Origin of the sequence: Microbacterium sp. 22303, from assembly GCF_052045265.1 — a bacterium.
In the GTDB taxonomy this organism is placed as follows: domain Bacteria; phylum Actinomycetota; class Actinomycetes; order Actinomycetales; family Microbacteriaceae; genus Microbacterium.
Genome location: NZ_JBQEOQ010000002.1, coordinates 565330 through 587389 on the forward strand (window position 1 = coordinate 565330; position 22060 = coordinate 587389).

Consider the following 22060-nt stretch of genomic DNA (forward strand, 5'->3'; position numbering starts at 1 on the left):
CCGGACTCTCCGCGCGTCACCGCCCTCCCGCGGATCGTCGCCTGCCGTCGGTCAAGCGGACCGGCGAACGCGCAGCACGAGCGCGATCAGCGACAGCACGATGACGAAGACGCCATACCCGAGGCACACCGTGCCGAGTCCGAGCGGGGCGACCAGCACCCCCGCGATGACCGCGGGCACACCGAAGGCGAGGTAGGCGAGCAGATACAGCACGGCGAACGCGTCGGCGCGCTGGGTCGCCGGAATCTTCGGGGCGAGGGATCCGACGACGCCGAAGAATGCGGTGCCGAAGCCCATGCCCGTCACCGCGGCGGCCACGAGGTAGGCCGCGAGCGAGCCGATCCCGAGTGCCAGCAGCGAGAGGGCGGTGCCCGCGGCCAGCGCGGCGGTGCCGAAGATCACGATGGTGCGCGCGCTGCGGCGCCGGATCGCGAAGGCTGTGATGGCGCCCACCCCCGCCAGGAGGGCGACGGCGAGGCCCTGCCAGAGGTGCGCGGTGCCGCCGAGCTCGCCGTGGACGATCGTCGCCCCCAGCGACAGGAACAGGCCACCGGTCGCCCAACCGGCGATCACCGCCGGTGCCGCCCGCCAGAACTCTGCGCGGATCTCCGCCGGAACCGAGAGCCGGAACCGCAGTGATGCCCAGGCTCTGGGCAGCCGCGGCGCGGTCTCCGGCGCGATGAGCACGAGGCCCGCGATCACGACGTAGATCACGGCGAGCGGAAGGAAGATGTCGCGTAGCGCGTCCGGGGTGGTGTCCAGAGCGAGGGCCGCGATCAGCGCGCCCGAGGCCAGGCCGATCCCGGGGCTGAGGGCGTTCCAGAGTGCGGCGGCGCCAGGGCGCGCGGGCGGAGCGAGGTCGAGGACGGTCGCCGAGAGCGCCGAGATGAGCAGCCCGCTCGCGATGCCCTGCAGGATCCGAGCGAGTACGAGCAGCGTCACGGATCCGGCGTTGCCGAACAGCACCATGCTGGCGGCGAGCAGCACGAGCCCTGCGATGATCACCGGGCGCCGCCCGATGTGATCCGAGAGTGACCCCGCCGAGAGCAGCGTGAGGAGCAGGGCGAGCGCATACACGGCGAACACCGCCGTGATCACGATCGCGTCGAAACCGAGGTGCTGCGCGAGTACAGGATAGAACGGCGACGGTGCGCTGGCTCCTGCCATCATCAGGATCTGCGCGACGATGCCGAGCACGAACCCGAAGCGCGTACGCGCGGAGCGCACGGGCAGGGCGGCGGACGCCCCGATCCGAGGCGTCGCGATCGGCTGCGTGGTCATGGCGTCTCCTCATCCGTTCGAGAATTCTCGAACGTTGTGCACATTACTCGTCCGCCGATGAATGTTCAAGTATTATCGAACTATGCCTGGCGCTGTCGACCTCCCGCATCCGGAACGCTCCCAGATCGAGCTGACCGCAGTGCTCTTCGCGCTCAGTGATCCGGAACGCCTGTCCATCGCGCGCCAGCTCGTCGACGGTCCGCTCGACATGGCGGCATGCCACGCGACGGACCCCGACCTGCCGAAGTCGACCAAGTCGCACTTCATGAAGGTGCTGCGCGAGGCGGGGGTGATCCGCAATGAGCCCAACGGGCGACGGCGCATCCTCACCCTGCGCCGTGACGACCTGGACGCGAAGTTCCCCGGCCTGCTCGATGCCGTGCTGGGGTCGACCGAGAGCTGAGCCGGGGCGGGATCCGTATCGCGCTGTTCCCAGCGGTCGATCGCAACGGCGTATCCGGACCCTGAGCCCGTCGAAGGGCCCGGATCCACAGGCCGGACGCTTCGCTCCCCACGCCCCACTCCAGCCAGCGCTCCGCGCTGCCCGGAGCCTCCGGGGCGCGTGGGCCCAGCTCAGCGGCCGGCGTTCAGCCCCGGGCGATCTCCTGCACGATCGTGCGCGTGGATCCGGTCGCGTCGGTGGTCTCGTACAGCACCGGCATCCCCGGATGGGCGAGCGCGAACCAGAACACGGCGACGCCGTCGTCGTCGTTCACGTCGTACCTCAGGCACTCGAGCTGGCCGAGTGGGTGCTCGATCGTCTCGGTGACCACTGTGGTGCGGTCGGCGGGGAAGGCGGCGTGCTCCTGCAGGTCCCGCCAGCTCACGCGTTTCGAGACGGCCGCCTCGACGTCATCGAGAGGGTGGGTCGTCAGCAGGGCTCCGACCTCATCCCCGTCGGCGAAGCGGTTGATCCGCTCGGACCGGGCGCCGTCGGGTTCCTCGTCGAGGATCCGGATCGTGGCCCCGCCTCGCAGTGCCTCGCGGATCTCGTCGGCCGTGAACGGCGTCGGCAGCAGACCCTCGGCGATGACGTGCGGATCCGGTTCGCTCATGCGGTCAGGATAGGCCCGGTCGCTGGCAGGATGTCGGCATGACGACGCTCCGCGACATCGCGCGCTGGCGGCTCCGCTCCCAGCTGCTCGAGGCTCCCGCGGGCGCCGCCGAGGACGTCGTACGGACGATGCTCGCGGTGCAGGCGGAGAACCCCGCTCAATCCGCCTGGGCGGTCGCCGCACGCACGGTCTCTCCTGGCGCCGGCGACCTCGCCCAGGCGCTATCCGATGCCAGGGTCGTGCGCACGCACGTGCTGCGCCCGACCTGGCACTACGTGCATGCGGACGACGTGCGCTGGTTGATCGAGCTCACCGCGCCCCGCGTGCTGCCGGTGTTCGATCAGCAGCTGCGACCCTCTGCGGACCGCATGGTCGCACTCACCGACGCGATCGCGCATGCGGTCGCCGGGGGAACCGGCCTCACGCGCCCCGAGATCGCGCTCGCGCTCGCCGAGGCCGGGCTCGACCTGCCTCCTCTCAGCTCACGCTGCTGCTGGGCCGGCTCGAGCTGCAGCTGCTGCTCACCAGCGGCGTTCCCCGCGACGGCCAGCACACCTACGCTCTCCTCGCTGAGCGCGTGCATTCGGCCGAGACCGTCGATCGAGACGAGGCGCTCGCCAACCTGGCACTCCGCTATCTCGGCGCCCACGGCCCAGCCACGGACCGCGACCTCGCGTACTGGGCGACGCTCACCCTGACCGATGCCCGGCGGGGGATCGCTGCGGTCGCCGACCGGCTGGAGTCGTTCGATCACGACGGTCGCACCTACTGGCACCTCGCGGGCGGGTATGGCGCCGAGACCACGAGTTCGCGAGGTCGCGGTGCCGCGCACCTCCTGCAGATCCTCGACGAGATGTACCGGGGCTATCAGGACTCGCGCTGGGCGCTGGACTCCGAGGGCATCGTGCTCCGCGACCGCGAGGCCTCGATGGGCATGGTGCTGTGCGATGGCCAGCTCGTGGCCGGCATGCGGCGGAGCCTCGACAAACGTCGCGCGGTCTTCGCTCTTGCGCCCTATCGCCCGCTCACTGCCCGCGAGCGTGCCGAGATCGAGAAGGCCGCCGCACGCTGCGCGGCGTTCCTCGGGGTGGAGCCGGTGGTCGAGTTCGCGTCGGCGTGATCGGCGGACGCCACATCGAATCACGCCGACCGACCCGGCTCTGGTTAGGATCGGTCCGCGGATCGAGCCTTCGGGTCGAGATCCCGTCAACATGCCGACGAACCGCGTCCGCATCGACCAGGGGAGTGACGGATGATGAAGCGGGCCGCCACTGCGTTCATACTCGGCGTTCTCATCGTCCTGCTCGGCGGCTGCGCCGGGCTCGGGCCGTCCGATGCTCAGCTTGCGGAGAAGTACAAGGACGCCGTCACGCCCTTGCCCCACGTGGAGAGCGTGGACAGCAGCTACAAGACGGTCATCGGAATGGGCCGGACGGGGTTCGTGCACATCACCGCGGACACCAGCGACGACGGGGAACTGCTCGCTCTGCTGAAGCAGGCCTTCCCGGCGGTCGTGCGCGCGGCGGAGAACGACCCCGAGATCGGTCTGGAGATTCTGGTCGTCGCGTCCGACGGCAGCGGTGGCTATGGGCCGGAGGCCCTCGGATACTCCGGCGTGGGCACGCTCACGAGCTACCGCGACTTCCTGAAGTCTCATCCGGACCTGTGAGTGGAGAAATCCTGCACTTTGACACGAACGACGGGCGGGGAGGTTGAGGACCGTGATCCCCGACGACCCCGATCGTGATCGACGGGACCAGCGCACCCGCGACGAGCACCGCGCAGCTCGTGTCCGCGGCGAACGCAGATATCTCAGCCCCACCGTCGAGGGCGAGCTCTACAGCTATGCCGCTGACGAGTTCGGCGCTGTCGGCGGCCCCATGGGCGGGAACATCCAGGTCAGGACACTGCCCGGGTTCGTCGTTGTGATGTCGCTGGGGTGGCTCTTCGTGCTGGGCACTCTCTTCGAGACCTTCGTGTACGCGCCGTTCGTGCAGCCCGGGGACGGCCGCCCAGCGTGGCCCGTTCTCGTCGCCACCGGGGTGGCCGGCCTCGTCGCCTGGGCCGGCACCCACTACGTCGCAACGGAGCTCCGCGCCCGCAAGGTGCGCCGGGCGCGTGGGATCCCGGAGCCTCGCGCCGGCAGTACGAGCTCATGACTCCTCGCTGATTTCGGGAACCTCTTGACACCCGGATCCGACCATCGTAATCTACAACCAAATGGTTGTACGAGATGAACTGAGTGATGAACAGACCGACCGTGTGTTCCAGGCCCTGGCGGCGAGCACGCGGCGCGATATCCTGCGCCGCACGATCACCCAGGAGCAGACCGTCTCCGAGCTCGCCCGCGACTACGACATGTCGTTCGCGGCGGTGCAGAAGCACGTGGCGGTGCTCGAGGCGGCCGAACTCATCGTCAAGCGCGCCGAGGGACGCGAGCGGCTGGTCCGCGCGAATCCCGAGATGATCGCGCGTGCCCGGGCTCTGCTGGCCCGCTACGAGGACCTGTGGCGCAGCCGCATCGCGCGCCTCGACGACCTGCTCGCCGAACCGGTTGCTGCGCCTGGCGAAGCATCCGACCCCGACACCAGTACCGATCCCGGATCCGCGCCGCGCGGATCCAGCACCACCTGACCGACACAGAAGGAGAGTGACATGCCTGTCACCGACGTGATCACCGATCCCGAGAACCTGACGCTGACGATCCTCGCCGACTTCGCCGCCCCGGTGGAGCGGGTGTGGGCGGCGTACTCCGACCCGCGCCAGCTGGAGCGCTTCTGGGGCCCGCCCGGATGGCCGGCGACCTTCACCGAGTTCGACCACACGGTCGGCGGCTTCGCGCAGTACCACCTCGACGGTCCGCGCGGAGAGAAGTCGTCGGGGCGATGGGAGTTCACCCGCATCGAGGCGCCGGCGCTGTTCGAGGTGCTCGACTCTTTCGTCGACGAGTCCGGGCAGCCGATCGACGGGTTCCCGGCGATGCGGATGACGCTGGCGTTCTCGCCGACAGCCGAAGGCACCCGCATGACCGGCACCAGCCACTTCGACTCGGTCGAAGCGCTCGAACAGGTCCTCGCGATGGGCGTGATCGAGGGCACGAAGGCCGCGATGGGTCAGCTCGACACGGTGCTGCAGGACCTGCGCGACTACGCGCAGGGCAAGGGCACGCGGGTGGAGCTGCTCGACGACACGCACGTGCGGATCACGCGGCTGGTCGACGGTCCGCAGGAACTCGTGTGGCGCGCGCACCACGATCCGGAGCTGATGAAGCAGTGGCTGCTGGGACCCGACGGGTGGGAGATGACCGAGTGCGAGATCGCCACGGAGTCGGGTCAGGCGTACCGCTACTCCTGGGCTCCCGTCGGCGACCCTGAGACAAGCTCAGGGCAGGCACGCCAGGCGTTCGGCTTCGAGGGGGAGGCGCTGCTCGTCGACGCCACGCGCCGCGCCGTGACCACGGAGAAGATGCAGGGCACTGACGGCCCCGTGACGCTGAACGACCTCAGCTTCTACGAGGAGGACGGCGCCACGCTGATCACCCTCCTCGTCGAGTACCCCGACGTCGAGACCCGCGACATGATCCTGGCCACCGGCATGGTCGACGGCATGGAGGCCTCGTACGCCCGCATGGAGGACCTGGTCCTGGTCTGACGCGCGTTCATCGCGAGAGATCCCGGTCGTCCCTCCCGCCTGGGAGCGGATCCGACCGGGATCTCTTGCGCGCAGGCTTGCCGCGAGGCGGAGGCGGGCTTCGACGGCTCCCGCGACACGGTACCGTCGAGGGATGTCCGCCTTCGTGGTGAAGATCCTCCTCGTGCTGGCCGTCCTGATCCTGGTGGCGGCCGCCGTGTCGAGGATGCGAGGGCGTCGATCCGTGGGGCCCGTGCGGCAGCGCATGCCCAAGCTCGTCCTGGTCGTGGGCGCGCTGTTCGTCGCGGTCGGCGGATTGATGGCGCTGGCCTCCTTCACGGAGAAGAACACCGACGGCATGCTGTGGCCCATGCGCATCGCGTCGCTCGTGATCGGCCTCGGCGGCGCGGTGTTCCTGGTGATGTACCGCAACTTCTACGTCGAACCGCGCGTCGACGAGGTCGCGTTCCGCACGATCTGGGGGCGCGAGGCCGTCATCGCCTACTCCGACATCGTCGACTACCACGTGCGCACCTCCGGCGGGCAGCTGCAGCTCACCGTGCGTGCGGCGTCCGGCCCGCGGCTGCGCCTGAATCCGCGCATCTACGATCTCTCGCCGCTGCTGCGCGCGAACGAGTTCCGGCTGCACAACGGGCGCTGGCCGCTGCGCGGCGAGATGCACGGGGGAACCGGCACCGTCTCGCGCTAAGGCAGCCCGTCCAGCCGGATCCTGACACTTCCTGACCGTGAGACTGCATCTCGGCGACGAGACTGCAGTCCATGCGTGCAGTCTCGTCGCGCAGATGCAGTCTCGCGGTTCGGCGCGAGGACGACGTCGGCGGGGCGTGGTTCGATGGCGGCATGGACACCTCGCTCGGGCTGCGCAACGAGACGCGCACGGTCTGGGCGACGGCGCTGTGCTTCGCCCTCGGCACGATCGCGGGGCTCGTGGTGCTGCAGGGGCCGCCGCGGCCGCTGACCGGCCCCGGGTCGTTGAGCCAGCCCGTCGCGGTGATCGCCGGCGTCGTCGCCGCGGCCGCCTTCGTCGTGAGCACGGTGCAGCATCGCCGCGGTGAGACGGATCCGATGCCGCCGTGGCAGACGACGGTGTCGCATGTCTCCGCGGTCGCCCTGACCGTGGCCTTCGCGGCGGTGACCGCGTTCGGGGTGCTGCTGGGCGGCGTCGTGTTCGGAGCCGGCTTGCACGACTTCACCGCGCCGCCCCTGGGTGGCGCGCTCGTCGCAGGCGTCGCGGCGGCGATCGGCGGACGGTTTGCCTACACGGCCGGCGTCGGGATCCGCACCCGGGATCTGGCGACGCTGCTGTTCGGGTTCCTCACGATCGGCACGCTGTTCGCGATGGCGACCGCATCGGATCCGCTGTGGTGGCAGCAGAACTTCTCGCAGCTCGGGCTCGGTGTCCGCGGCTGGGCGTTCAACGGCACCCTGGTCGTGGCGGGGCTGCTGTTCGCCACGGTCGGCGCCTACATCGGCCGCGACCTGCACCGGTTGCGCGGCGACAGCGCGCTGCGCGGGATCGCCGCGGTCGTCGTGCTCTGGGGTGCCACCGGGGCCGCGCTGGCGGTCGTGGGGTTCGTGCCGATCGAACTGAACCGCGTGGTGCACTGGATCGCGGCCATCGGCACACTCGTGCTGTTCGGGGTCGCCGCGCTGCTCTCGACGCGGGTGCTGCCCGGTCCGCCGCGCGCGCTCCTGATCGCGACCGTGGGCCTCGGCGTGCTCATGGTGGCGGCGGTGCTGCTGCACTGGCCGATGGGGCTGTACTCCTCCGCGGGGCTCGAGGCGATCGCGGTGGGGCTGGGCCTGGTCTGGATGACCACCTTCGTGCGCGTGCTCGCCGTGCTGGTGCCGGACGTACCGCGGGTCTCCGCCCGGACTTCGCTCCTGCGCGGCTGAGGCGGCGAGGCACCGGTCGGCGCGGGCCGTCGAGAGTGCTCACAGGGTAGAGCGGCGGATCCGCTCCCGCGCCGGCGGGCGCACAATGGACGCATGGGCATGTTCACGCAGAAGCCGGAAGAGCCGAGCGAGTGGGCGGCTCTGCCCGGGGAGCTGTTCGACCGCGATGAGGCGGATCTGCTCCCCGAGCAGCCGACGGCGGATCCGTTCGGGCTCGGCCTCGGCACGCCGACGTCCGCGGCGAGCGTGGCGATCCCGCTGCCGCCCGCGGAGCCGAGCGCAGCCGGCGGCGAGTCCGGGGCTGAGCCCACGCGCTGAGCGACGCGCTGAGCGACGTCGTCCGTCCTCAGGCGGCGTCGCCCGCCTCGGGAAGGTGCACGCGGGCGCCGGTGCGATCGAACAGGCTGAGGATCTCCGCAGGCCCGTCGCCCGTGGCGCCGAACCAGTGCGGTGTGCGGGTGTCGAAGTCGGCGACCTCGCCGGGCCCGAGAACCAGATCCCGGCTGCCGACGATGAGGCGGATCCTCCCGCTGAGCACGTAGATCCACTCGGATCCGTCATGCGTACGCCGTTCGCCGGGCCCCGTCTCGAGGGGCATCACGATCTTCCACGCCTGCACGCCGCCGGGGTTGCGGCTCAGCGGGATCACGATGCGCCCGTTCCTGCGCCGCGGCCGCAGCTGCACGCGCGGATCCCCGAACTCGGGGGCGCCGACGAGGTCGTCCAGGCTCATCCCGTACACCCGGGCGAGGGGGAAGAGCAGCTCGAGGCTGGGCCGCCGCAAGCCGCTCTCGAGCCGCGACACGGTGCTGGCGGAGGTGCCGGCGAGCTCCGCCACCTCCGCGAGGGTCAGACCCCGGCTCGTCCGGAGGCGCTGCAGGCGCGGTCCGATCCCGTCCAGCGCGGCGGCGAGGTCTGCGTTCGTGTCCACATCGACAAGAACACCAGGCGTTTGCGGTTTCTGCAAGAAGGATTGCCAGATCGCACAGTCCGACGCGAACCTTGACCTATGACCCCAGAACAGTTCGACACCGCGATCGTCGGAGGTGGAGCAGCCGGACTGAGCGCCGCCCTCGTCCTCGCCCGCTCCCGCCGCTCCGTCGTGCTCCTCGACGCCGGCGCACCCCGCAACGCGCCTGCCGCGCACATGCACGGCTTCCTCTCGCGCGACGGCTTCCCGCCGTCGCAGCTGCGGGAGATAGGACGCGAGGAGATCGCGTCCTATGGCGTGCGCCTGGTCCCGCACTCCGTGGCTTCGGCGCGCGGCGATGTCGTGGACGGATTCGTGCTCACGACCGACGAGGGAACCGAGTTCACCGCTCGCAGGATCATCCTGGCGACGGGCGTCGAGGACGTGCTTCCTGACATCCCGGGCGCCCGCGAGGCCTGGGGGCGGTTCCTGCTGCACTGCCCCTACTGCCACGGCTACGAGGTCGGTGATCGCTCCCTGGCGGTCTACGGCGGCGTTCCGGGCGCTGTCGTGCAGGCGCTGCTCGTCCGGCAGTGGTCGGCCGATCTCACCTACTTCACGAACGGGAGTGCGCTCGCGGACGAGGATGCGCAGCTGCTCCACGTCCGGGGCATCCGCGTGCAGGACGGTCGGATCGCGGAGCTCGTCCTCGACGGCGAGCGGTTCGTCGGCGTGAGGCTCGACAGCGGTGACATCGTCCCGGTCGACGCGGTGTTCCTCCGGCCGGAGTCCCGCCCCCGCACCGACCTGGTCGTGGCTCTCGGCGGTTCCGTCGACGGCGCGGGCTTCGCGCACGTCGATGCGTCGGGGCGCACCTCCGTACCCGGAGTCCGGGTCACCGGCAACCTGGTGGATCCGCGTGCGCAGGTGATCACCGCCGCGGGGCACGCCAACGCGGTCGCGATGGACGTCAACGCCGATCTCGTCGATGACGACATCCGCGCCGAACGACGAATGCCCCGCTGAACTGAGAGATGAGCAACCTATGACGCACACGCCCGCCCCGACCGCCCCCGCGACGCCTCGGCCGCCGGGTCAGCACACGCTCGCGCTCATGATCTGGATCGCCGTGACGCCGACCCTGCTGGCGATCAACCTGCTGCTCGGTCCGCTGATGGCCGGGATCCCCGTGGTCCCCCGCACGATCATCACCGTGACGATCGCCGTTCCCATCGTGATCTACGGGCTCATGCCGTTGCTGCACCGGATCCGCCGCCGCTGGGTGACGTCCCGCAGGTCCTAGGCGCGGCTGCCCGGGAGACGGCGCGCTTGACCTGAGCAACCGCCCTTCCCCGGGCACCCGCGATCCTTCAGGCGGCAGCAGGAATCGGCGATCAGGCGCCGGCCACGCCGGCATCCGCCTCCCTCACGGCGTCGACGAGCGCGCGCCACGGACCCTGCAGATGCTCCTCAGGGATCACCTGCTCGTGGCGCTCCTGGCGGACCCGCACCTCGATCCGCCAGATGAAACGGTCCGCGCCGGTCCCGGCCGGGGGCTTCTCGTCCCACGGGCAGCGTTCGACGAGAAGCATCCAGTGCTCTCTCTCGCTGCCCGAAGGCTGGACGCTCCATCGCCGGGTCATTCCGGCGATGCCGCCGCTGCGGGCGACGCGGATCGCGACGCCGTCGTCGCCGGCGGCATCGGAGTCGGCGGGAACGCCGACGGGCGGATCAGCCGGAGGTCCGCTCATCGCCTGTCGCCGATCCCGTCGCGCTGCCGACCCCGGCCTTGATCACGCCGACCGAGGCCCACGCCATCCGGGCGGCGTCACCGGTCGCCGTGCTCACCGCGTCCGCCTCCTTGATCGTCGCGTTCGCGAACTGCGCGAACGTCGCCGACGACGACAGCCCCCCGGTGAGCGCGCGATACCAGACCGAACCCGCGGTCTCCCACGCGTGGCCCCCGAGCTCCACGGCGAACAAGGCGAACGCCCGATTCGGGATGCCCGAGTTCATGTGCACCCCGCCGTTGTCGTCGCTGGTCTTGACGTAGCCGCTCATGTCGGCCGGCTGCGGATCCTTGCCGAGCTCCGGGTCGTCGTAGGCGGTGCCCGGATGCAGCATCGAACGCAGCGCCTTGCCGTGCACGGCAGGGGTGAAGATGCCCGCGCCGATGAGCCAGGTCGCCTGGTCCGCGGTCTGGCCCTGCAGGTGCTGCTCGGTGAGGGCGCCGAACACGTCGGCGATCGACTCGTTGAGCGCCCCGGGCTGACCCTGGTACTCCAGGGCGGCTGTGTACTGCACAACGCCGTGTCCGAGTTCGTGTCCGATCACGCTGGTCGCGCCCGTGAACCCCTGGAACACCTGGCCGTCGCCATCGCCGAACACCATGCGCTCGCCGTTCCAGAACGCGTTGTCGTAACCGGATCCGTAGTGCACCGTCGCATCCAGCGGCAGGCCCTGGCCGTCGACCGAGTTGCGCTGGAACGCGTCGAGCAGCATCTGGAACGTCGCGCCGAGCCCGTCGAACGCCTGGTTCACGGCGACATCTGCGACCGTCGGCTCGTCCTCCGTGCGCACCACGGTGCCGGGCAGGCTCTCCGTGCCGTGCGCGTCGCTGATCGTGCGATTCGGCGCCGCCTCGACCGTGGCCACGAGCGCGCCGTTCTCATCGATGGACAGCTGCAGCTGCGCGCGGCGCTGCGCGGGCGCCGGCGCGATCAGGGTCTGCCTGGCAGCTTCCGCGGCCTGCGCGTATCGCTCCGATTCGGCGAGCTTCGCCAGCAGATAGGACGGGATGATGCCCTGGTGGATCGGTCCCCGCCGGACTGTCGTCTGCGGCCCCCCGCGACCTTCGTGAATCGTCATGACGTCCTCCGTTCCGCTCCGTGTGTTCGACGATACGCCGGGTCGCCGACATCGGCGCGGAGAGCGTGGAGAACCGCGGAGAGGTTGACGCAGCGGCGCCGCCGGGCTAGAGCCGAGTCAGCCCGGACACGACGATGACCGCCTCGCCCGCTTCATCGGAGGCGTCGAGATCCACCATCGCGGAGATCCGCCAGTCGTGGTCTCCGGACGGATCATCGAGGATCTGCTGCACGGCCCACGCCCGCGCGGGGCGTTCGTGGTCGGGCCCGCCGGTCTCGTCGATGATGAGCAGTGCGGCGCTGCGAGCATCGGCGCCCGTGCGGATCTCGTCGTGCTCGGCGAAGTATGCATCCAGCGCGGCATCCCAGCCGTCGGCGCCGAACTCCGGATCCAGTGCGGCGAGGGCGTCCAGATCCTCTCGTGCGGCGAGCTGCACGCGGCGGAACAGTTCGTTGCGCACCAGGATCCGGAAGGCTCGGACATTCGTCGTGAGCCGTTTCGGGGCCGGCGGCACGACCGGCTCGTCCGTGTGCGAGACGGGATGGCCCGAGATGAGCTCCTCCCACTCGTCGAGCAACGAGGAGTCGACCTGGCGGACCAGCTCGCCGAGCCACTCGATGAGGTCGCGCAGCTCCTCGGTCTTCAGGTGCTCGGGGATGGTCTGCGACGCCGCGCGGTAGGCGTCGGAGAGGTAGCGCAGCACGACGCCCTCGGAGCGTGCGACCTTGTACAGCGCGACGTATTCCCCGAACGACATGGCTCGCTCGTACATGTCGCGGACGACCGACTTCGGGTGCAGCTCGAAGTCGCGGATCCATGGCTGGGCGGCGCTGAAGGTCTCGAACGCGGCCGACAGCAGCTCCTCGAGCGGCTTCGGATAGGTGATCTCCTCGAGCGCCTCCATGCGCTCGTCGTACTCCATGCCCTCGCGCTTCATCGCCGCCACGGCCTCGCCGCGGGCGACGAACTCCTGCTGGCTGAGGATCGCGCGCGGGTCGTCGAGCGTGGCCTCCACGATCGAGAGCATGTCGAGCGCGAAGGTCGAGGAATGCGGAGCCGCGGGAGCGGATCCCTCGGTCCCTGAGCCCGTCGAAGGGTCGAGCAGCTCGAAGGCCGCCAGTGCGAACGGCGACAGCGGTTGGTTGAGCGCGAAGTTCGGCTGAAGGTCGACGGTGAGCCGGACGGCGCCGTCGGGGGTGCGCTCGACGATCCCCGACTCCCGCAGGGTCCGATAGATTCCGAGCGCGCGGATCGCCAGGATCCGCTGCTTCTGCCGCGGCTCGTGGTTGTCATATACCAGCGCGCGCATATTCGCGAAGACATCGCCACCGCGGCCGACCACGTTCAGCATCATGGCGCTCGTGATCTGCATGTGCGACGACAGCGTCTCGGGCTCGGCGGCGATGAGCTTCTGGAACGACGGCTCACCCCAGGACACGAAGCCGTCGGGCGCCTTCTTGCGGATGATCTTGCGCTTCTTCTTCGGATCGTCGCCGGCCTTGCGGATCGCGGCGATGTTCTCGCTCTCGTGCTCAGGAGCCTGCGCGACGACCGTGCCGGCGGTGTCGAAGCCGGCCCGCCCGGCCCGGCCGGCGATCTGGTGGAACTCGCGGGCGTTGAGCTGGCGCATCCGCGTGCCGTCGAACTTGGTGAGCGCCGTGAGCAGCACCGTGCGGATGGGCACATTGATGCCGACCCCGAGGGTGTCCGTGCCGCAGATGACGCGCAGGAGCCCGCGCTGCGCCAGCTGCTCGACGAGGCGCCGGTACTTCGGCAGCATGCCGGCGTGGTGCACGCCGATGCCGAGACGGAGGAGGCGTGCCAGGGTCTTGCCGAACGACGTGGTGAAGCGGAACCCGCCGATGAGCTCGGCGATCTCGTCGCGCTGCTCGCGGGTGGCGACCTTCGCGCTTGCGAGGGCCTGGGCGCGCTCCATCGCCGCGGCCTGCGAGAAGTGCACGATGTAGACCGGCGCGCGGTCGGTGTGCAGCAGATCCTCGATCGTCTCGTGGATCGGCGTCGTCTCGTAGAAGAAGTGCAGAGGAACGGGCCGCTCCACACCCGTGACCACGGCCGTCTCGCGGCCGGTGCGGCGGGTGAGGTCGGCGGCGAGATCGGTCACGTCGCCGAGCGTGGCCGACATCAGGATGAACTGCGCCTGCGGCAGCGTGAGCAGCGGCACCTGCCAGGCCCAGCCGCGGTCGGGGTCGCCGTAGAAATGGAACTCGTCCATGACGACCTGGCCGACCTCGGCGTCGGGCCCCTGGCGCAGCGCCAGGTTGGCGAGGATCTCCGCCGTGCAGCAGACGATCGGCGCGTCCGCGTTCACGGCGGAGTCGCCGGTGACCATGCCGACGTTCTCGGCGCCGAACACCTCGACCAGGCTGAAGAACTTCTCGCTGACCAGCGCCTTGATGGGGGCGGTGTAGTAGGTGCGGCGCCCATCGGCGAGGGCGGCGAAATGCGCGGCGACCGCGACGAGGGACTTGCCGGTGCCGGTCGGGGTGCTGAGGATCAGGTTCTGCCCCGACACGATCTCGATGACGGCCTCGTCCTGCGCCGGGTAGAGCGAGATCCCGGTGGACTCGGCCCATTCCACGAACGCCATGTAGACGGCGTCGGGATCCGGATCCCCCTCGGTGGGGCGGACGACGGACGGATCGAGGCGCGCAGACATGATGTGTCGATCATCCCACCCGGGGGCGGCCGATGCGGGCCGTACCGTGCTCAGGATGGAATGCTCCGCATCGGCGGAAGGAGGCCGAGATCACGGGGATCCACGGAATCCCTCCTGAGTTCGGAACCGCGGCCGGCGCGCACCGGTGCAACGGGCGGGCGGTCAGGCCTTCTTCACGAGGCTCGACTTCAGAAGCATGGCGCCGAAGCCATCGATCTTGCAGTCGATGTCATGGCCGTTCACCGGATCGATCAGGCGGATTCCCCGCACCTTGGTGCCGGCCTTGATGCCCTGCGGGGACCCTTTGACCTTGATCGACGTCGTGACGACGACCGTGTCGCCGTCGGCCAGCACATTCCCGACGGCGTCCTTCACGACGCTCTCGTTGGCGCCCTCGGCGGACGCGACGGCGTCGCCGCCGACACCCGGTGCCCACTCGTGGCCGCACATCGGGCACACCAGCAGCGGGCCCATCTCGTAGGCGTGCTCGCTGGAGCACTCGGGGCAGAGGGGGAAGGGCTCGGACATGCTCGGGATTCTATCGCGATATGATGAAACCATCACACCAGGACCGCAGCGCGGGTGCGCCGGAGGGAGAACGCCGATGCTCAGCGACCCGAGCCGCCCGCTGTATGAGGTGAAGGCGGGCCTGTTCAAGGGCCTCGCCCACCCGATCCGGATCCGCATCCTCGAGGTGCTGTCCGCGGCGCCCGAGGCCTCGGTCACCGAGCTGCTCGCCGCTACCGAGCTCGAAGCCTCGCACGTGTCTCAGCATCTCGCGGTGCTGCGCGGCAACCGCCTCGTGGTGTCCGAGCGGCGTGGCAGCCTCGTCTACTACCGCCTCACCTATCCGCAGGTGGCCGACCTGCTGCGGGTCGCCCGCGCCCTGCTCGGTGAGATCCTGCAGACGACGCAGCAGCAGCTGGTGGAGCAGAACGGCCTGCCCGCGATCCCCGACACCGTTCCGGAGGCGGAGCCCGCCGGGACCGCTCGATGAGCGCTCGTCCCCGGTCCACCGCGCTTCTCGCGCTGCTGCCCTCGGCGGCCGACTACCGCGACCTCCGGCGCACTTGGCGGGGAGACCTCCTCGCTGGCGTCACGGTCGGCATCGTCGCGCTGCCGCTGGCCCTCGCCTTCGGCGTCAGTTCGGGCGCGGGCGCCGAGAGCGGCCTGGTCACCGCGATCATCGCAGGAGTCGTGGCGGCGGTGTTCGGCGGCTCCAACGTTCAGGTGTCGGGGCCGACCGGGGCGATGGTCGTCGTGCTCGCCCCTATCGTCGCGGCGCACGGCGCCGGCGCGCTCGCGCTGGTCTGCATGCTCGCCGGGTTCATCGTGCTGACCGCCGGGGTTCTGCGGCTGGGGCGCACCGTCTCGTACATCCCGTGGCCGGTGATCGAGGGATTCACACTCGGCATCGCGGTGATCATCTTCCTTCAGCAGGTGCCCACGGCGACCGGGTCCCACAGTGCGAAGAATGCGAACGCCGCCGTCGCGGCCGTCGAAACGCTGCTGGCCACGCAGTGGCCGAAGCTCGGCTGGTCGCTGATGCTGGTCGCGATCGTCGTCGCGGTCATGCTGGTCTCTCTGCGAATCCATCCGCGCTTCCCCGGGTCTCTCGTCGCGATCGTGATCACCGCTGTCGCCGCCGCGGTGTTCGGCCTGCCGGTGGACACCATCGGGGCCCTGCCGCCCGGCCTGCCGGCGCCGGCGCTGCCCTCCTTCGACGTCGCCTCGATCTCCGCCCTGATCGGGCCGGCGGCCGCAGTGGCTGCACTTGCGGCGATCGAGTCCCTGCTGTCGGCCAGGGTCGCCTCGACGCTCGCCGACACCGGGCCGTACGACGCCGATCGCGAACTCGTCGGACAAGGTCTCGCCTCGATCGCCGCCGGGCTGTTCGGCGGCATGCCGGCCACGGGAGCGATCGCCCGCACCGCGGTCGGGGTGCGGGCCGGGGCGCGCACCCGGCTCGCCGCGATCACGCATGGCGTGCTGCTCCTGGCGATCGTGCTGGTCGGATCGGCAGTGGTCTCCCGCATCCCTCTGGCGGCGCTCGCGGGTGTGCTCATGGTCACCGCATGCCGGATGATCACCCCGCGCGCCGTCCGCACCATCCTGCGTGCCTCACGCTCCGATGCGATCGTGTTCTGCCTCACCGCGATCGTGACGGTGAGCGTCGACCTCATCTACGCGGTGCTCATCGGCCTGCTCGTGGCGGGGTTCTTCGCGCTGCATCAGCTGGCCCGCACCAGCGGCGTGCATCGCGAGGAACTGCCGGGGCCGGCCCAGCCGGGCGATGAGCGCATCGCCGTGTTCCGGCTGGAGGGGGCGCTGTTCTTCGGTGCGGCCGAGCGCACGCTCGAGCGGGTCGCGGGGTTGCGCGACGTGGAGGTCGTGATCCTGCGGATGTCGCAGCTGCAGCTGCTCGACGCGACTGGCGCACAGGTGGTGACCGAGCTCATCGCCTCCCTCGAGCGCCGCGGCATCGCCGTACTGGTGAAGGGGATCCGCCCCGTGCACCGCGACATCGCCGAGCGCGTCGGCGTGGTCTCTTCGCTGCGGCACCAGAACCATCTCTTCGACGATCTCGGATCCGCCGTCGCACATGCGCGCAGCCACGTCGTGCGCGGCCCCGACGTGGGCTGACCCGCGCGGCGGCAGGCGGCAGCGGCTCAGCCGGCGGTCGCCGCTTCCAGGGCGATGCGCACCATGTCGCCGAAGCTCTGCTCGCGCTCCAGGGCGGTGGTCTCCTCGTGCGTGACGAGGTGGTCGGACACGGTGCAGATGCTGAGCGCGCGGCGGCCGTAGTACACGGCGAGCGTGTAGAGCGCGCTGGTCTCCATCTCGACGGCGAGCGCGCCGTGTTGCACGAACGGCTCGGTGAGCTCGGGGCGGGTGCTGTAGAACTGGTCGCTCGAGAACAGCAGGCCGACGTGCACGGCGTGCTCGAGATCCATCCGCTCGCTCGCCTCGACGGCGCGGCGCAGCAGGGAGAAGTCGGCGACGGGCGCGTAGTCCTGGCCGTGGAAGCGGATCCGGTTGATCCCGGAATCGGTGCAGGCGCCGTTCGCGATGATGATGTCGCGCATGCCGACCTTCTCGGTGAGCGCGCCGCAGGAGCCGACCCGCACGACGGCCTGCACGTCGTAGTCCTGGAACAGCTCGTTCGCGTAGATCGACATCGATGGCTGGCCCATGCCGGATCCCTGCACCGAGACGCGGTGTCCCTGCCAGGTGCCGGTGAAGCCGAGCATGCCACGGACCTCGCTGTAGAGCTCTGCGCCCTCGAGGAAGTTCTCGGCGATCCACTTCGCTCGCAGCGGATCGCCGGGGAAGAGGACAACGGGTGCGATCTGACCGGGCGCGGCGGCGATGTGCGTGCTCATGACATCAGGGTATGCGGGGCGGATCCGTTCCCTGGTCGCGGATTGCGGCCTTCGTGCCCGCATTACCTCAGTCTGCGACCAGGGAACAGGCTCGATCGGCCTCGTGCGGATCCGGTCATGCCGGGCTCTTCCTGGCGAGCGAGCACGCCCCGCTCAGCCCTGGCGGCGCACCATCTCTGCGATCCAGAGCGGGGCGAACGGCGAGGTGCAGTTCGGCGGCGTGGGATAGTCGGCGAGCACCTGCAGGCGCTCGCCGATCGCGATCGCACGGTCGCGCAGGGCGGCGTGGTGGATGCCGATCGTGGCGAGGGTCTCGTTCATCGCCCACTGCTCGCGGGCGGGGGCGGCGGCCAGTTCGCGCTCGATCCGATCCAGGAGCGCGTCGAGGTCGAGGCCGTCCGGGTTCTTCGCGACCCGGGCGCTCGTGAGCGACCAGGCCGCAGCGCGGGCGTCGGGCTCGGCATCGTCCAGCCAGCGCAGGCGCAGCTCTTCCGCGTGCGGTGACTTCTTCACGAGGTAGGCGACGAGCCAGTCGTGCGCCTTGGCGCTCTGCGTGGCGCGCACCATGCGGTCGAGCTCGTCGGCCGCGAGAGCGCGGGGCTTCGCGACCAGGATCCCGAGGAGCTGTCCGGCCACATCGCCGCAGTCGTACAGCTCGCGGGAGAGCCCGGGATCCGTGCCGATCCGCTTCGCGAGAGCGCGCATCCGCGACAGGTTCACGCCGTGCGCGTCGCCGTGCCGCTCGTTGACGGCGCGAGCCTTCGGATCCTCCAGCGCGGCTAGTTCGGCGAGAGCCTCGGGCAGGGTGGTCGACATGCCGCCAGCCTATGTCGCGCGAAACTCAGTCGATTCGGGTTGTAGGGCGCCGAGCGTTGCGAATTCGCCCTGAATCGACTGAGTTTCGCACCGAACCCCGCTCGCGGGCGCGCCTCAGAGGTGCGGTGAGCAAGAATGGTGACGCAAACATCGTGCCGCACCCCCGAGGAGAGCTATGACCGAGTCCCCGCGCGCCGCGCTCACCTACGAGGACGGCGCGCTGCTGCGCCAGGGGAAGCCGTTCCGGATGCTCTCCGGCGCCGTGCACTACTTCCGCATCCACCCGGACCAGTGGGAGGACCGGTTGCGCCGCCTCGCCGCGATGGGGGCGAACACGGTCGACACCTACATTCCGTGGAACTTCCACGAGCGGGTCGAGGGCGCGGTCGACTTCACCGGCTGGCGCGACGCGGAGCGGTTCATCCGGCTCGCCGGCGAGATCGGGCTCGACGTCTTCGTGCGCCCGAGCCCCTACATCTGCGCGGAATGGTCGAACGGGGGGATCCCGTTCTGGCTGAGCGGGCGCACGCGCGCCCTGCGCACGAGCGATCCCGTCTTCCTCGCCGCGGTCGATGCCTGGTACGACGCGCTGATCCCGCGGCTCGCCGCGCTGCAGGCCGCACACGGCGGGCCGATCACCGCCGTGCAGATCGAGAACGAGTACGGATCCTTCGGCAGTGACCACGACTACCTCGTGCACCTGCGCGACGGGTTGCGTGCGAGGGGCATGGTCGAGCTGCTCACCACGGCCGACGGCACGACGGAGGACATGGTTCGCAACGGCAGCGTCGAGGGCGCGATGGGCTCGTTCACCTTCGGCACCGGCGTCGCGGAGGCGGAGCGCCTGCGCGTGCCGGACCAGGCGCTGCTCTGCGCCGAGCTGTGGGGCGGCTGGTTCGACCACTGGGGTGAGCAGCACCACGTGCGCTCTGCGACGAGCATGATCGGCACCGTGGAGGAGCTGCTGGCCGAGGGCGGATCCGTCAGCCTCTACATGGCGCACGGCGGCACGAACTTCGGCCTCTGGGCGGGGGCCAACCACGACGGCGTGCTGCAGCCGACCGTCACGAGCTACGACTCGGACGCGCCGATCGGCGAGGACGGATCGCTGAACGACAAGTTCCATGCGCTGCGGGCGGCGTTCGCCCCGTTCCACGACGGCGACCTGCCGCCGATCCCGGATCCGCCCCGGCGGCAGGCGGCAGCATCCGCCCCGCTGGTGCCGGTCGCCTCGCTGCTCGACGTCGTGCGTGCGGTTCCTGCGGGCGTCACCGCTCCGATGCCGCTCACGTTCGAGGAGCTCGGCGCCGAGGACGGGCTGGTCGCCTACCAGGCCGAGATCTCCTACGTTCCGGGGGCAGCGCTGACCGTCGACGTGCTGCATGACCGGGCTGTCGTCTTCCTGGACGGCGTGCGCCTCGGCGCGCTCGAGCGTGACGGAGAGCAAACTCTGGACCTGCCCGGGACCGGCGGACCCGGCCTGCTCACGCTCGTCGTGGAGAGCCGGGGACGCGTCAACTACGGCCCGCACACCGGCGAGGGCAAGGGCATCATGGCGGGCGTGCGGATCGGGCGCCGCTTCGCGCACGGCTGGACCCACCGGGTCCTCCCGCAGGGGGCGCCTGCCGATCCGAAGGGCGCCGTGGCATCCGGAGTCGACGCGGCCGACGGTCTCGCCGTCGCCGTGTTCGACGTCGCCGATCCCGCTGACGCCTGGCTCGCCTTCCCGGGCGGCGAGAACGGCATGGTGTGGCTGAACGGTTTCCTGCTCGGCCGGTATCGTGCGGCCGGCCCGCAGGTCACGCTGTACGCCCCCGGACCGCTGTGGCGGGCGGGACGCAACGAGATCCGCGTGCTGGACACCGACGGGATCGGATCCGCCGTCGAGATCCGCGAGGAGCCCGACTTCGGCCCGGTGGAGGAGTTCATCGGGGCCTGAGCAGATACGACCCCGGCGCGGGGCTCGCGGATCAGGCCTCGTCGCGCAGGCCGGCGCGGATGCGGCGCAGATCCTCGGTGAGGGATCCGATCAGCACCCAATTGCGCGACGAGGGCGGACGGATGTCCAGCGGCGAGGTGAGCGCCGGGATGGCGGAGGTCAGCGCCTCGGGCTCCGGAACCACCTCCGCGAGCTGGACGGCGAGGCGCACGTCGTGGGCCGCGCGGTGCATCTGATCGGCGATCGCGGCGACCGAGGGCTCCGCGGGGAGCGTGTCGTCGTACTGGTCGACGAAGGCGCGGGTCATCCCGATCACCTGCGTCACGATCGGGCCGAGGCGCTCCAGCAGCGCGCGCATCGCGGCGAGCTCCGGGCGATGGCGTGACCCGAGCGGGTTCAGCGTGAGCGACTCCTCCCCGGCGGTGAGCGAGGCGTCGGCGGCGTCCTTCATCGGGCGCAGCAGTCGCGCCTCGAGCATGAGCTCCTGCAGGCGCGCGGGGGTCTGCTCTGCGGTGATCGCATCGGCCAGGCGGTCGAGGGTGGCGGCGAGCTCTCCGCCGAGCAGAGCCAGATCGCGGCGCACCGGGGCGACCAGTACCGGCGGCACCACGACGACGTTCACCACGAAGCCGATCGCCGCGCCGATCAGGGTCTCCAGGATCCGGTCCACGGCGTAGTCGGGGCTCGCCGAACCGAGCGCCAGCACGAGCATCGCCGAGATCGCCACCTGATTCGCGGTGCCTGGGGTGGCCTTGAACGACCACGCCACCACCATCGCCACGACCACGGCCAGCAGCACGACCCAGCTGAGCCCGCCGAGCGCGAGGCTCAGCAGCACTGCGATCACGACGCCCGCGATCACGCCGATGCTGCGCTCCACGGCCTTCGCGAACGACTGGTTCACGCTCGGCTGCACCACGAGCAGGGCGGCGATCGCTGCGAACACGGGCAGGTGCCCCGGCACGAGCCAGCCCGCGATCAGCCAGGCCGCGATGGTCGCCGCTGCCGACTTCGCCACCTGCAGCAGCGGCGCGCGTCGGGCGGCGCGGAGGGCGGCGAGCGGACGCATGGTTCCACGGTAGTCCGCGAGCCTGTGCGCGGCGGGAGGCCGCCCCTCCTTGCCGGTCGCCAGGCATGGCGGTGCGACTCGGATCCGGATCTGAGGTACCCGCGTCGGAAGTTAGGGCATCTGCCCGATGGGGTGAGGGGGCCTTAGCGACGAGCGTATGAGTACCGGAGAAGGAGACATCATGGAACTGAACTACGCGATGAGCTACCGCATCACCACGCTGGAGATCGAGCAGGCCGCGATCCGTGCCGAGCGTGCTCGGATGGCCGCCGAGAACGCGAACATGATCGTGCATCGCGACGGCATCCTGCGCCGGGCGCTGCGTCGCCTGCAGGCCCGCCGCGCCGAGGTCGCGCCGGCCTCCGCAGCCGAGGCGTCTGCGGTCGCCCCCGCCACGCAGGCGGTCGCCCCCGCCCGGGTCGCTGAGCTCGCGCCGGCATCGGACGAGACCCGCGACCGCGAGCTCGTCGGCTGCGTCTCGCACGCCGCATGAGTGCAGTGGCGCCCGAGCCGGC

At 70.5% G+C, this 22060-nt stretch carries 25 protein-coding genes and 1 pseudogene; 16 read left to right on the plus strand and 10 right to left on the minus strand.

Annotation, left to right across the window (positions count from 1 at the left end; translation table 11 throughout):
* Positions 1-51: 51 nt before the first annotated feature.
* Positions 52-1281 carry an MFS transporter gene (locus ACTJI8_RS08360; RefSeq protein WP_440732962.1) on the minus strand — a complete coding sequence of 410 codons (1230 nt, stop codon included), beginning with the start codon at positions 1279-1281 and terminating at the stop codon, positions 52-54.
* A gap of 82 nt (positions 1282-1363) precedes the next feature.
* Here ACTJI8_RS08360 and ACTJI8_RS08365 point away from each other — a divergent pair, with 82 nt between their 5' ends.
* On the plus strand, positions 1364-1684 hold the full coding sequence (locus tag ACTJI8_RS08365; RefSeq protein ID WP_440732963.1) for an ArsR/SmtB family transcription factor: 321 nt from the start codon (positions 1364-1366) through the stop codon (positions 1682-1684).
* 184 nt (positions 1685-1868) lie between these two features.
* On the opposite strand, the gene ACTJI8_RS08370 is transcribed toward ACTJI8_RS08365, so the two are convergent.
* Positions 1869-2336 (minus strand): hypothetical protein, encoded by a 468-nt coding sequence (locus tag ACTJI8_RS08370; RefSeq protein WP_440732964.1) that lies wholly within the window; start codon positions 2334-2336, stop codon positions 1869-1871.
* Between the two features lie 128 nt (positions 2337-2464).
* On the opposite strand from ACTJI8_RS08370, the pseudogene ACTJI8_RS08375 reads away from it, so the two are divergent.
* From ACTJI8_RS08375 to ACTJI8_RS08415, 9 genes and pseudogenes are all read left to right on the plus strand, one after another.
* Positions 2465-2626 (plus strand): annotated as a pseudogene (locus ACTJI8_RS08375) (DNA glycosylase AlkZ-like family protein); the annotation flags it as partial.
* A gap of 5 nt (positions 2627-2631) precedes the next feature.
* The gene (locus tag ACTJI8_RS08380; RefSeq protein ID WP_440733206.1) at positions 2632-3456 is read left to right on the plus strand and encodes a DNA glycosylase AlkZ-like family protein; all 825 of its coding nucleotides are present in this window, start codon (positions 2632-2634) and stop codon (positions 3454-3456) included.
* A gap of 132 nt (positions 3457-3588) precedes the next feature.
* The gene (locus ACTJI8_RS08385; RefSeq protein WP_440732965.1) at positions 3589-4005 is read left to right on the plus strand and encodes a hypothetical protein; all 417 of its coding nucleotides are present in this window, start codon (positions 3589-3591) and stop codon (positions 4003-4005) included.
* A 52-nt stretch (positions 4006-4057) separates the two neighbouring features.
* Positions 4058-4495: a hypothetical protein gene (locus ACTJI8_RS08390; protein WP_440732966.1), complete on the plus strand. Its 438-nt coding sequence runs from the start codon at positions 4058-4060 to the stop codon at positions 4493-4495.
* Between the two features lie 61 nt (positions 4496-4556).
* On the plus strand, positions 4557-4970 hold the full coding sequence (locus ACTJI8_RS08395; protein WP_440732967.1) for an ArsR/SmtB family transcription factor: 414 nt from the start codon (positions 4557-4559) through the stop codon (positions 4968-4970).
* 21 nt (positions 4971-4991) lie between these two features.
* Entirely contained in the window at positions 4992-5987 is a 996-nt protein-coding gene (locus ACTJI8_RS08400; protein ID WP_440732968.1) for an SRPBCC family protein, read from the plus strand.
* 133 nt (positions 5988-6120) lie between these two features.
* Positions 6121-6675: a hypothetical protein gene (locus tag ACTJI8_RS08405; protein WP_440732969.1), complete on the plus strand. Its 555-nt coding sequence runs from the start codon at positions 6121-6123 to the stop codon at positions 6673-6675.
* A gap of 152 nt (positions 6676-6827) precedes the next feature.
* Complete coding sequence (locus tag ACTJI8_RS08410) at positions 6828-7883, plus strand: DUF998 domain-containing protein (RefSeq protein WP_440732970.1); 1056 nt, start codon at positions 6828-6830, stop codon at positions 7881-7883.
* A 93-nt stretch (positions 7884-7976) separates the two neighbouring features.
* Positions 7977-8201, plus strand: coding sequence for a hypothetical protein (locus tag ACTJI8_RS08415; protein WP_440732971.1), 225 nt, complete (start codon positions 7977-7979; stop codon positions 8199-8201).
* A 28-nt stretch (positions 8202-8229) separates the two neighbouring features.
* Here the strand turns inward: ACTJI8_RS08415 and ACTJI8_RS08420 are convergent, their stop codons facing one another.
* The gene (locus ACTJI8_RS08420; protein WP_440732972.1) at positions 8230-8814 is read right to left on the minus strand and encodes a helix-turn-helix domain-containing protein; all 585 of its coding nucleotides are present in this window, start codon (positions 8812-8814) and stop codon (positions 8230-8232) included.
* Between the two features lie 78 nt (positions 8815-8892).
* On the opposite strand from ACTJI8_RS08420, the gene ACTJI8_RS08425 reads away from it, so the two are divergent.
* Complete coding sequence (locus ACTJI8_RS08425; RefSeq protein WP_440732973.1) at positions 8893-9819, plus strand: NAD(P)/FAD-dependent oxidoreductase; 927 nt, start codon at positions 8893-8895, stop codon at positions 9817-9819.
* A gap of 19 nt (positions 9820-9838) precedes the next feature.
* Positions 9839-10096, plus strand: a complete 258-nt coding sequence (locus tag ACTJI8_RS08430; protein WP_440732974.1) for a hypothetical protein — start codon at positions 9839-9841, stop codon at positions 10094-10096.
* Positions 10097-10187: 91 nt separating this feature from the next.
* Here ACTJI8_RS08430 and ACTJI8_RS08435 read toward each other — a convergent pair whose 3' ends face one another.
* The 4 genes from ACTJI8_RS08435 to ACTJI8_RS08450 all read right to left on the minus strand — a co-directional run bounded on the left by ACTJI8_RS08435 (position 10188) and on the right by ACTJI8_RS08450 (position 14866).
* Positions 10188-10544, minus strand: coding sequence for a protealysin inhibitor emfourin (locus tag ACTJI8_RS08435; protein ID WP_440732975.1), 357 nt, complete (start codon positions 10542-10544; stop codon positions 10188-10190).
* The gene (locus ACTJI8_RS08440) at positions 10525-11661 is read right to left on the minus strand and encodes a M4 family metallopeptidase (RefSeq protein WP_440732976.1); all 1137 of its coding nucleotides are present in this window, start codon (positions 11659-11661) and stop codon (positions 10525-10527) included. Before ACTJI8_RS08440 ends, ACTJI8_RS08435 begins: the two co-directional genes overlap by 20 nt.
* 106 nt (positions 11662-11767) lie before the next feature.
* Positions 11768-14338 (minus strand): DEAD/DEAH box helicase, encoded by a 2571-nt coding sequence (locus ACTJI8_RS08445; protein WP_440732977.1) that lies wholly within the window; start codon positions 14336-14338, stop codon positions 11768-11770.
* A gap of 162 nt (positions 14339-14500) precedes the next feature.
* A complete protein-coding gene (locus ACTJI8_RS08450) occupies positions 14501-14866 on the minus strand; it encodes a zinc ribbon domain-containing protein YjdM (RefSeq protein WP_440732978.1) in 366 nt (121 codons plus the stop codon).
* A 76-nt stretch (positions 14867-14942) separates the two neighbouring features.
* Here ACTJI8_RS08450 and ACTJI8_RS08455 point away from each other — a divergent pair, with 76 nt between their 5' ends.
* Together ACTJI8_RS08455 and ACTJI8_RS08460 are read left to right on the plus strand one after the other, a co-directional pair.
* Positions 14943-15335: an ArsR/SmtB family transcription factor gene (locus ACTJI8_RS08455; protein ID WP_440732979.1), complete on the plus strand. Its 393-nt coding sequence runs from the start codon at positions 14943-14945 to the stop codon at positions 15333-15335.
* Complete coding sequence (locus tag ACTJI8_RS08460) at positions 15332-16981, plus strand: SulP family inorganic anion transporter (RefSeq protein ID WP_440732980.1); 1650 nt, start codon at positions 15332-15334, stop codon at positions 16979-16981. The genes ACTJI8_RS08455 and ACTJI8_RS08460 overlap by 4 nt, the downstream gene beginning before the upstream one ends.
* A gap of 26 nt (positions 16982-17007) precedes the next feature.
* On the opposite strand, the gene deoD is transcribed toward ACTJI8_RS08460, so the two are convergent.
* Together deoD and ACTJI8_RS08470 are read right to left on the minus strand one after the other, a co-directional pair.
* Positions 17008-17721 (minus strand): purine-nucleoside phosphorylase, encoded by a 714-nt coding sequence (gene deoD / locus ACTJI8_RS08465; RefSeq protein WP_440732981.1) that lies wholly within the window; start codon positions 17719-17721, stop codon positions 17008-17010.
* A gap of 153 nt (positions 17722-17874) precedes the next feature.
* Positions 17875-18537 (minus strand): DNA alkylation repair protein, encoded by a 663-nt coding sequence (locus tag ACTJI8_RS08470; RefSeq protein WP_440732982.1) that lies wholly within the window; start codon positions 18535-18537, stop codon positions 17875-17877.
* A 175-nt stretch (positions 18538-18712) separates the two neighbouring features.
* Between ACTJI8_RS08470 and ACTJI8_RS08475 the strand changes: the two genes are divergently transcribed.
* Entirely contained in the window at positions 18713-20476 is a 1764-nt protein-coding gene (locus ACTJI8_RS08475) for a glycoside hydrolase family 35 protein (protein ID WP_440732983.1), read from the plus strand.
* Between the two features lie 31 nt (positions 20477-20507).
* Here the strand turns inward: ACTJI8_RS08475 and ACTJI8_RS08480 are convergent, their stop codons facing one another.
* Positions 20508-21545, minus strand: a complete 1038-nt coding sequence (locus ACTJI8_RS08480) for an FUSC family protein (protein WP_440732984.1) — start codon at positions 21543-21545, stop codon at positions 20508-20510.
* 181 nt (positions 21546-21726) lie between these two features.
* Between ACTJI8_RS08480 and ACTJI8_RS08485 the strand changes: the two genes are divergently transcribed.
* Positions 21727-22038, plus strand: coding sequence for a hypothetical protein (locus ACTJI8_RS08485; protein ID WP_440732985.1), 312 nt, complete (start codon positions 21727-21729; stop codon positions 22036-22038).
* Positions 22039-22060: the final 22 nt, after the last annotated feature.

Bases quoted from the DNA above. Each gene is read 5' to 3' on its own strand.
- ACTJI8_RS08360 (WP_440732962.1), bottom strand. From the start codon at position 1,281: ATGACCACGCAGCCGATCGCGACGCCTCGGATCGGGGCGTCCGCCGCC.
- ACTJI8_RS08365 (WP_440732963.1), top strand. From the start codon at position 1,364: ATGCCTGGCGCTGTCGACCTCCCGCATCCGGAACGCTCCCAGATCGAG.
- ACTJI8_RS08370 (WP_440732964.1), bottom strand. From the start codon at position 2,336: ATGAGCGAACCGGATCCGCACGTCATCGCCGAGGGTCTGCTGCCGACG.
- ACTJI8_RS08385 (WP_440732965.1), top strand. From the start codon at position 3,589: ATGATGAAGCGGGCCGCCACTGCGTTCATACTCGGCGTTCTCATCGTC.
- ACTJI8_RS08395 (WP_440732967.1), top strand. From the start codon at position 4,557: ATGGTTGTACGAGATGAACTGAGTGATGAACAGACCGACCGTGTGTTC.
- ACTJI8_RS08400 (WP_440732968.1), top strand. From the start codon at position 4,992: ATGCCTGTCACCGACGTGATCACCGATCCCGAGAACCTGACGCTGACG.
- ACTJI8_RS08405 (WP_440732969.1), top strand. From the start codon at position 6,121: ATGTCCGCCTTCGTGGTGAAGATCCTCCTCGTGCTGGCCGTCCTGATC.
- ACTJI8_RS08410 (WP_440732970.1), top strand. From the start codon at position 6,828: ATGGACACCTCGCTCGGGCTGCGCAACGAGACGCGCACGGTCTGGGCG.
- ACTJI8_RS08415 (WP_440732971.1), top strand. From the start codon at position 7,977: ATGGGCATGTTCACGCAGAAGCCGGAAGAGCCGAGCGAGTGGGCGGCT.
- ACTJI8_RS08425 (WP_440732973.1), top strand. From the start codon at position 8,893: ATGACCCCAGAACAGTTCGACACCGCGATCGTCGGAGGTGGAGCAGCC.
- ACTJI8_RS08430 (WP_440732974.1), top strand. From the start codon at position 9,839: ATGACGCACACGCCCGCCCCGACCGCCCCCGCGACGCCTCGGCCGCCG.
- ACTJI8_RS08435 (WP_440732975.1), bottom strand. From the start codon at position 10,544: ATGAGCGGACCTCCGGCTGATCCGCCCGTCGGCGTTCCCGCCGACTCC.
- ACTJI8_RS08440 (WP_440732976.1), bottom strand. From the start codon at position 11,661: ATGACGATTCACGAAGGTCGCGGGGGGCCGCAGACGACAGTCCGGCGG.
- ACTJI8_RS08445 (WP_440732977.1), bottom strand. From the start codon at position 14,338: ATGTCTGCGCGCCTCGATCCGTCCGTCGTCCGCCCCACCGAGGGGGAT.
- ACTJI8_RS08450 (WP_440732978.1), bottom strand. From the start codon at position 14,866: ATGTCCGAGCCCTTCCCCCTCTGCCCCGAGTGCTCCAGCGAGCACGCC.
- ACTJI8_RS08455 (WP_440732979.1), top strand. From the start codon at position 14,943: ATGCTCAGCGACCCGAGCCGCCCGCTGTATGAGGTGAAGGCGGGCCTG.
- ACTJI8_RS08460 (WP_440732980.1), top strand. From the start codon at position 15,332: ATGAGCGCTCGTCCCCGGTCCACCGCGCTTCTCGCGCTGCTGCCCTCG.
- deoD (WP_440732981.1), bottom strand. From the start codon at position 17,721: ATGAGCACGCACATCGCCGCCGCGCCCGGTCAGATCGCACCCGTTGTC.
- ACTJI8_RS08470 (WP_440732982.1), bottom strand. From the start codon at position 18,537: ATGTCGACCACCCTGCCCGAGGCTCTCGCCGAACTAGCCGCGCTGGAG.
- ACTJI8_RS08475 (WP_440732983.1), top strand. From the start codon at position 18,713: ATGACCGAGTCCCCGCGCGCCGCGCTCACCTACGAGGACGGCGCGCTG.
- ACTJI8_RS08480 (WP_440732984.1), bottom strand. From the start codon at position 21,545: ATGCGTCCGCTCGCCGCCCTCCGCGCCGCCCGACGCGCGCCGCTGCTG.
- ACTJI8_RS08485 (WP_440732985.1), top strand. From the start codon at position 21,727: ATGGAACTGAACTACGCGATGAGCTACCGCATCACCACGCTGGAGATC.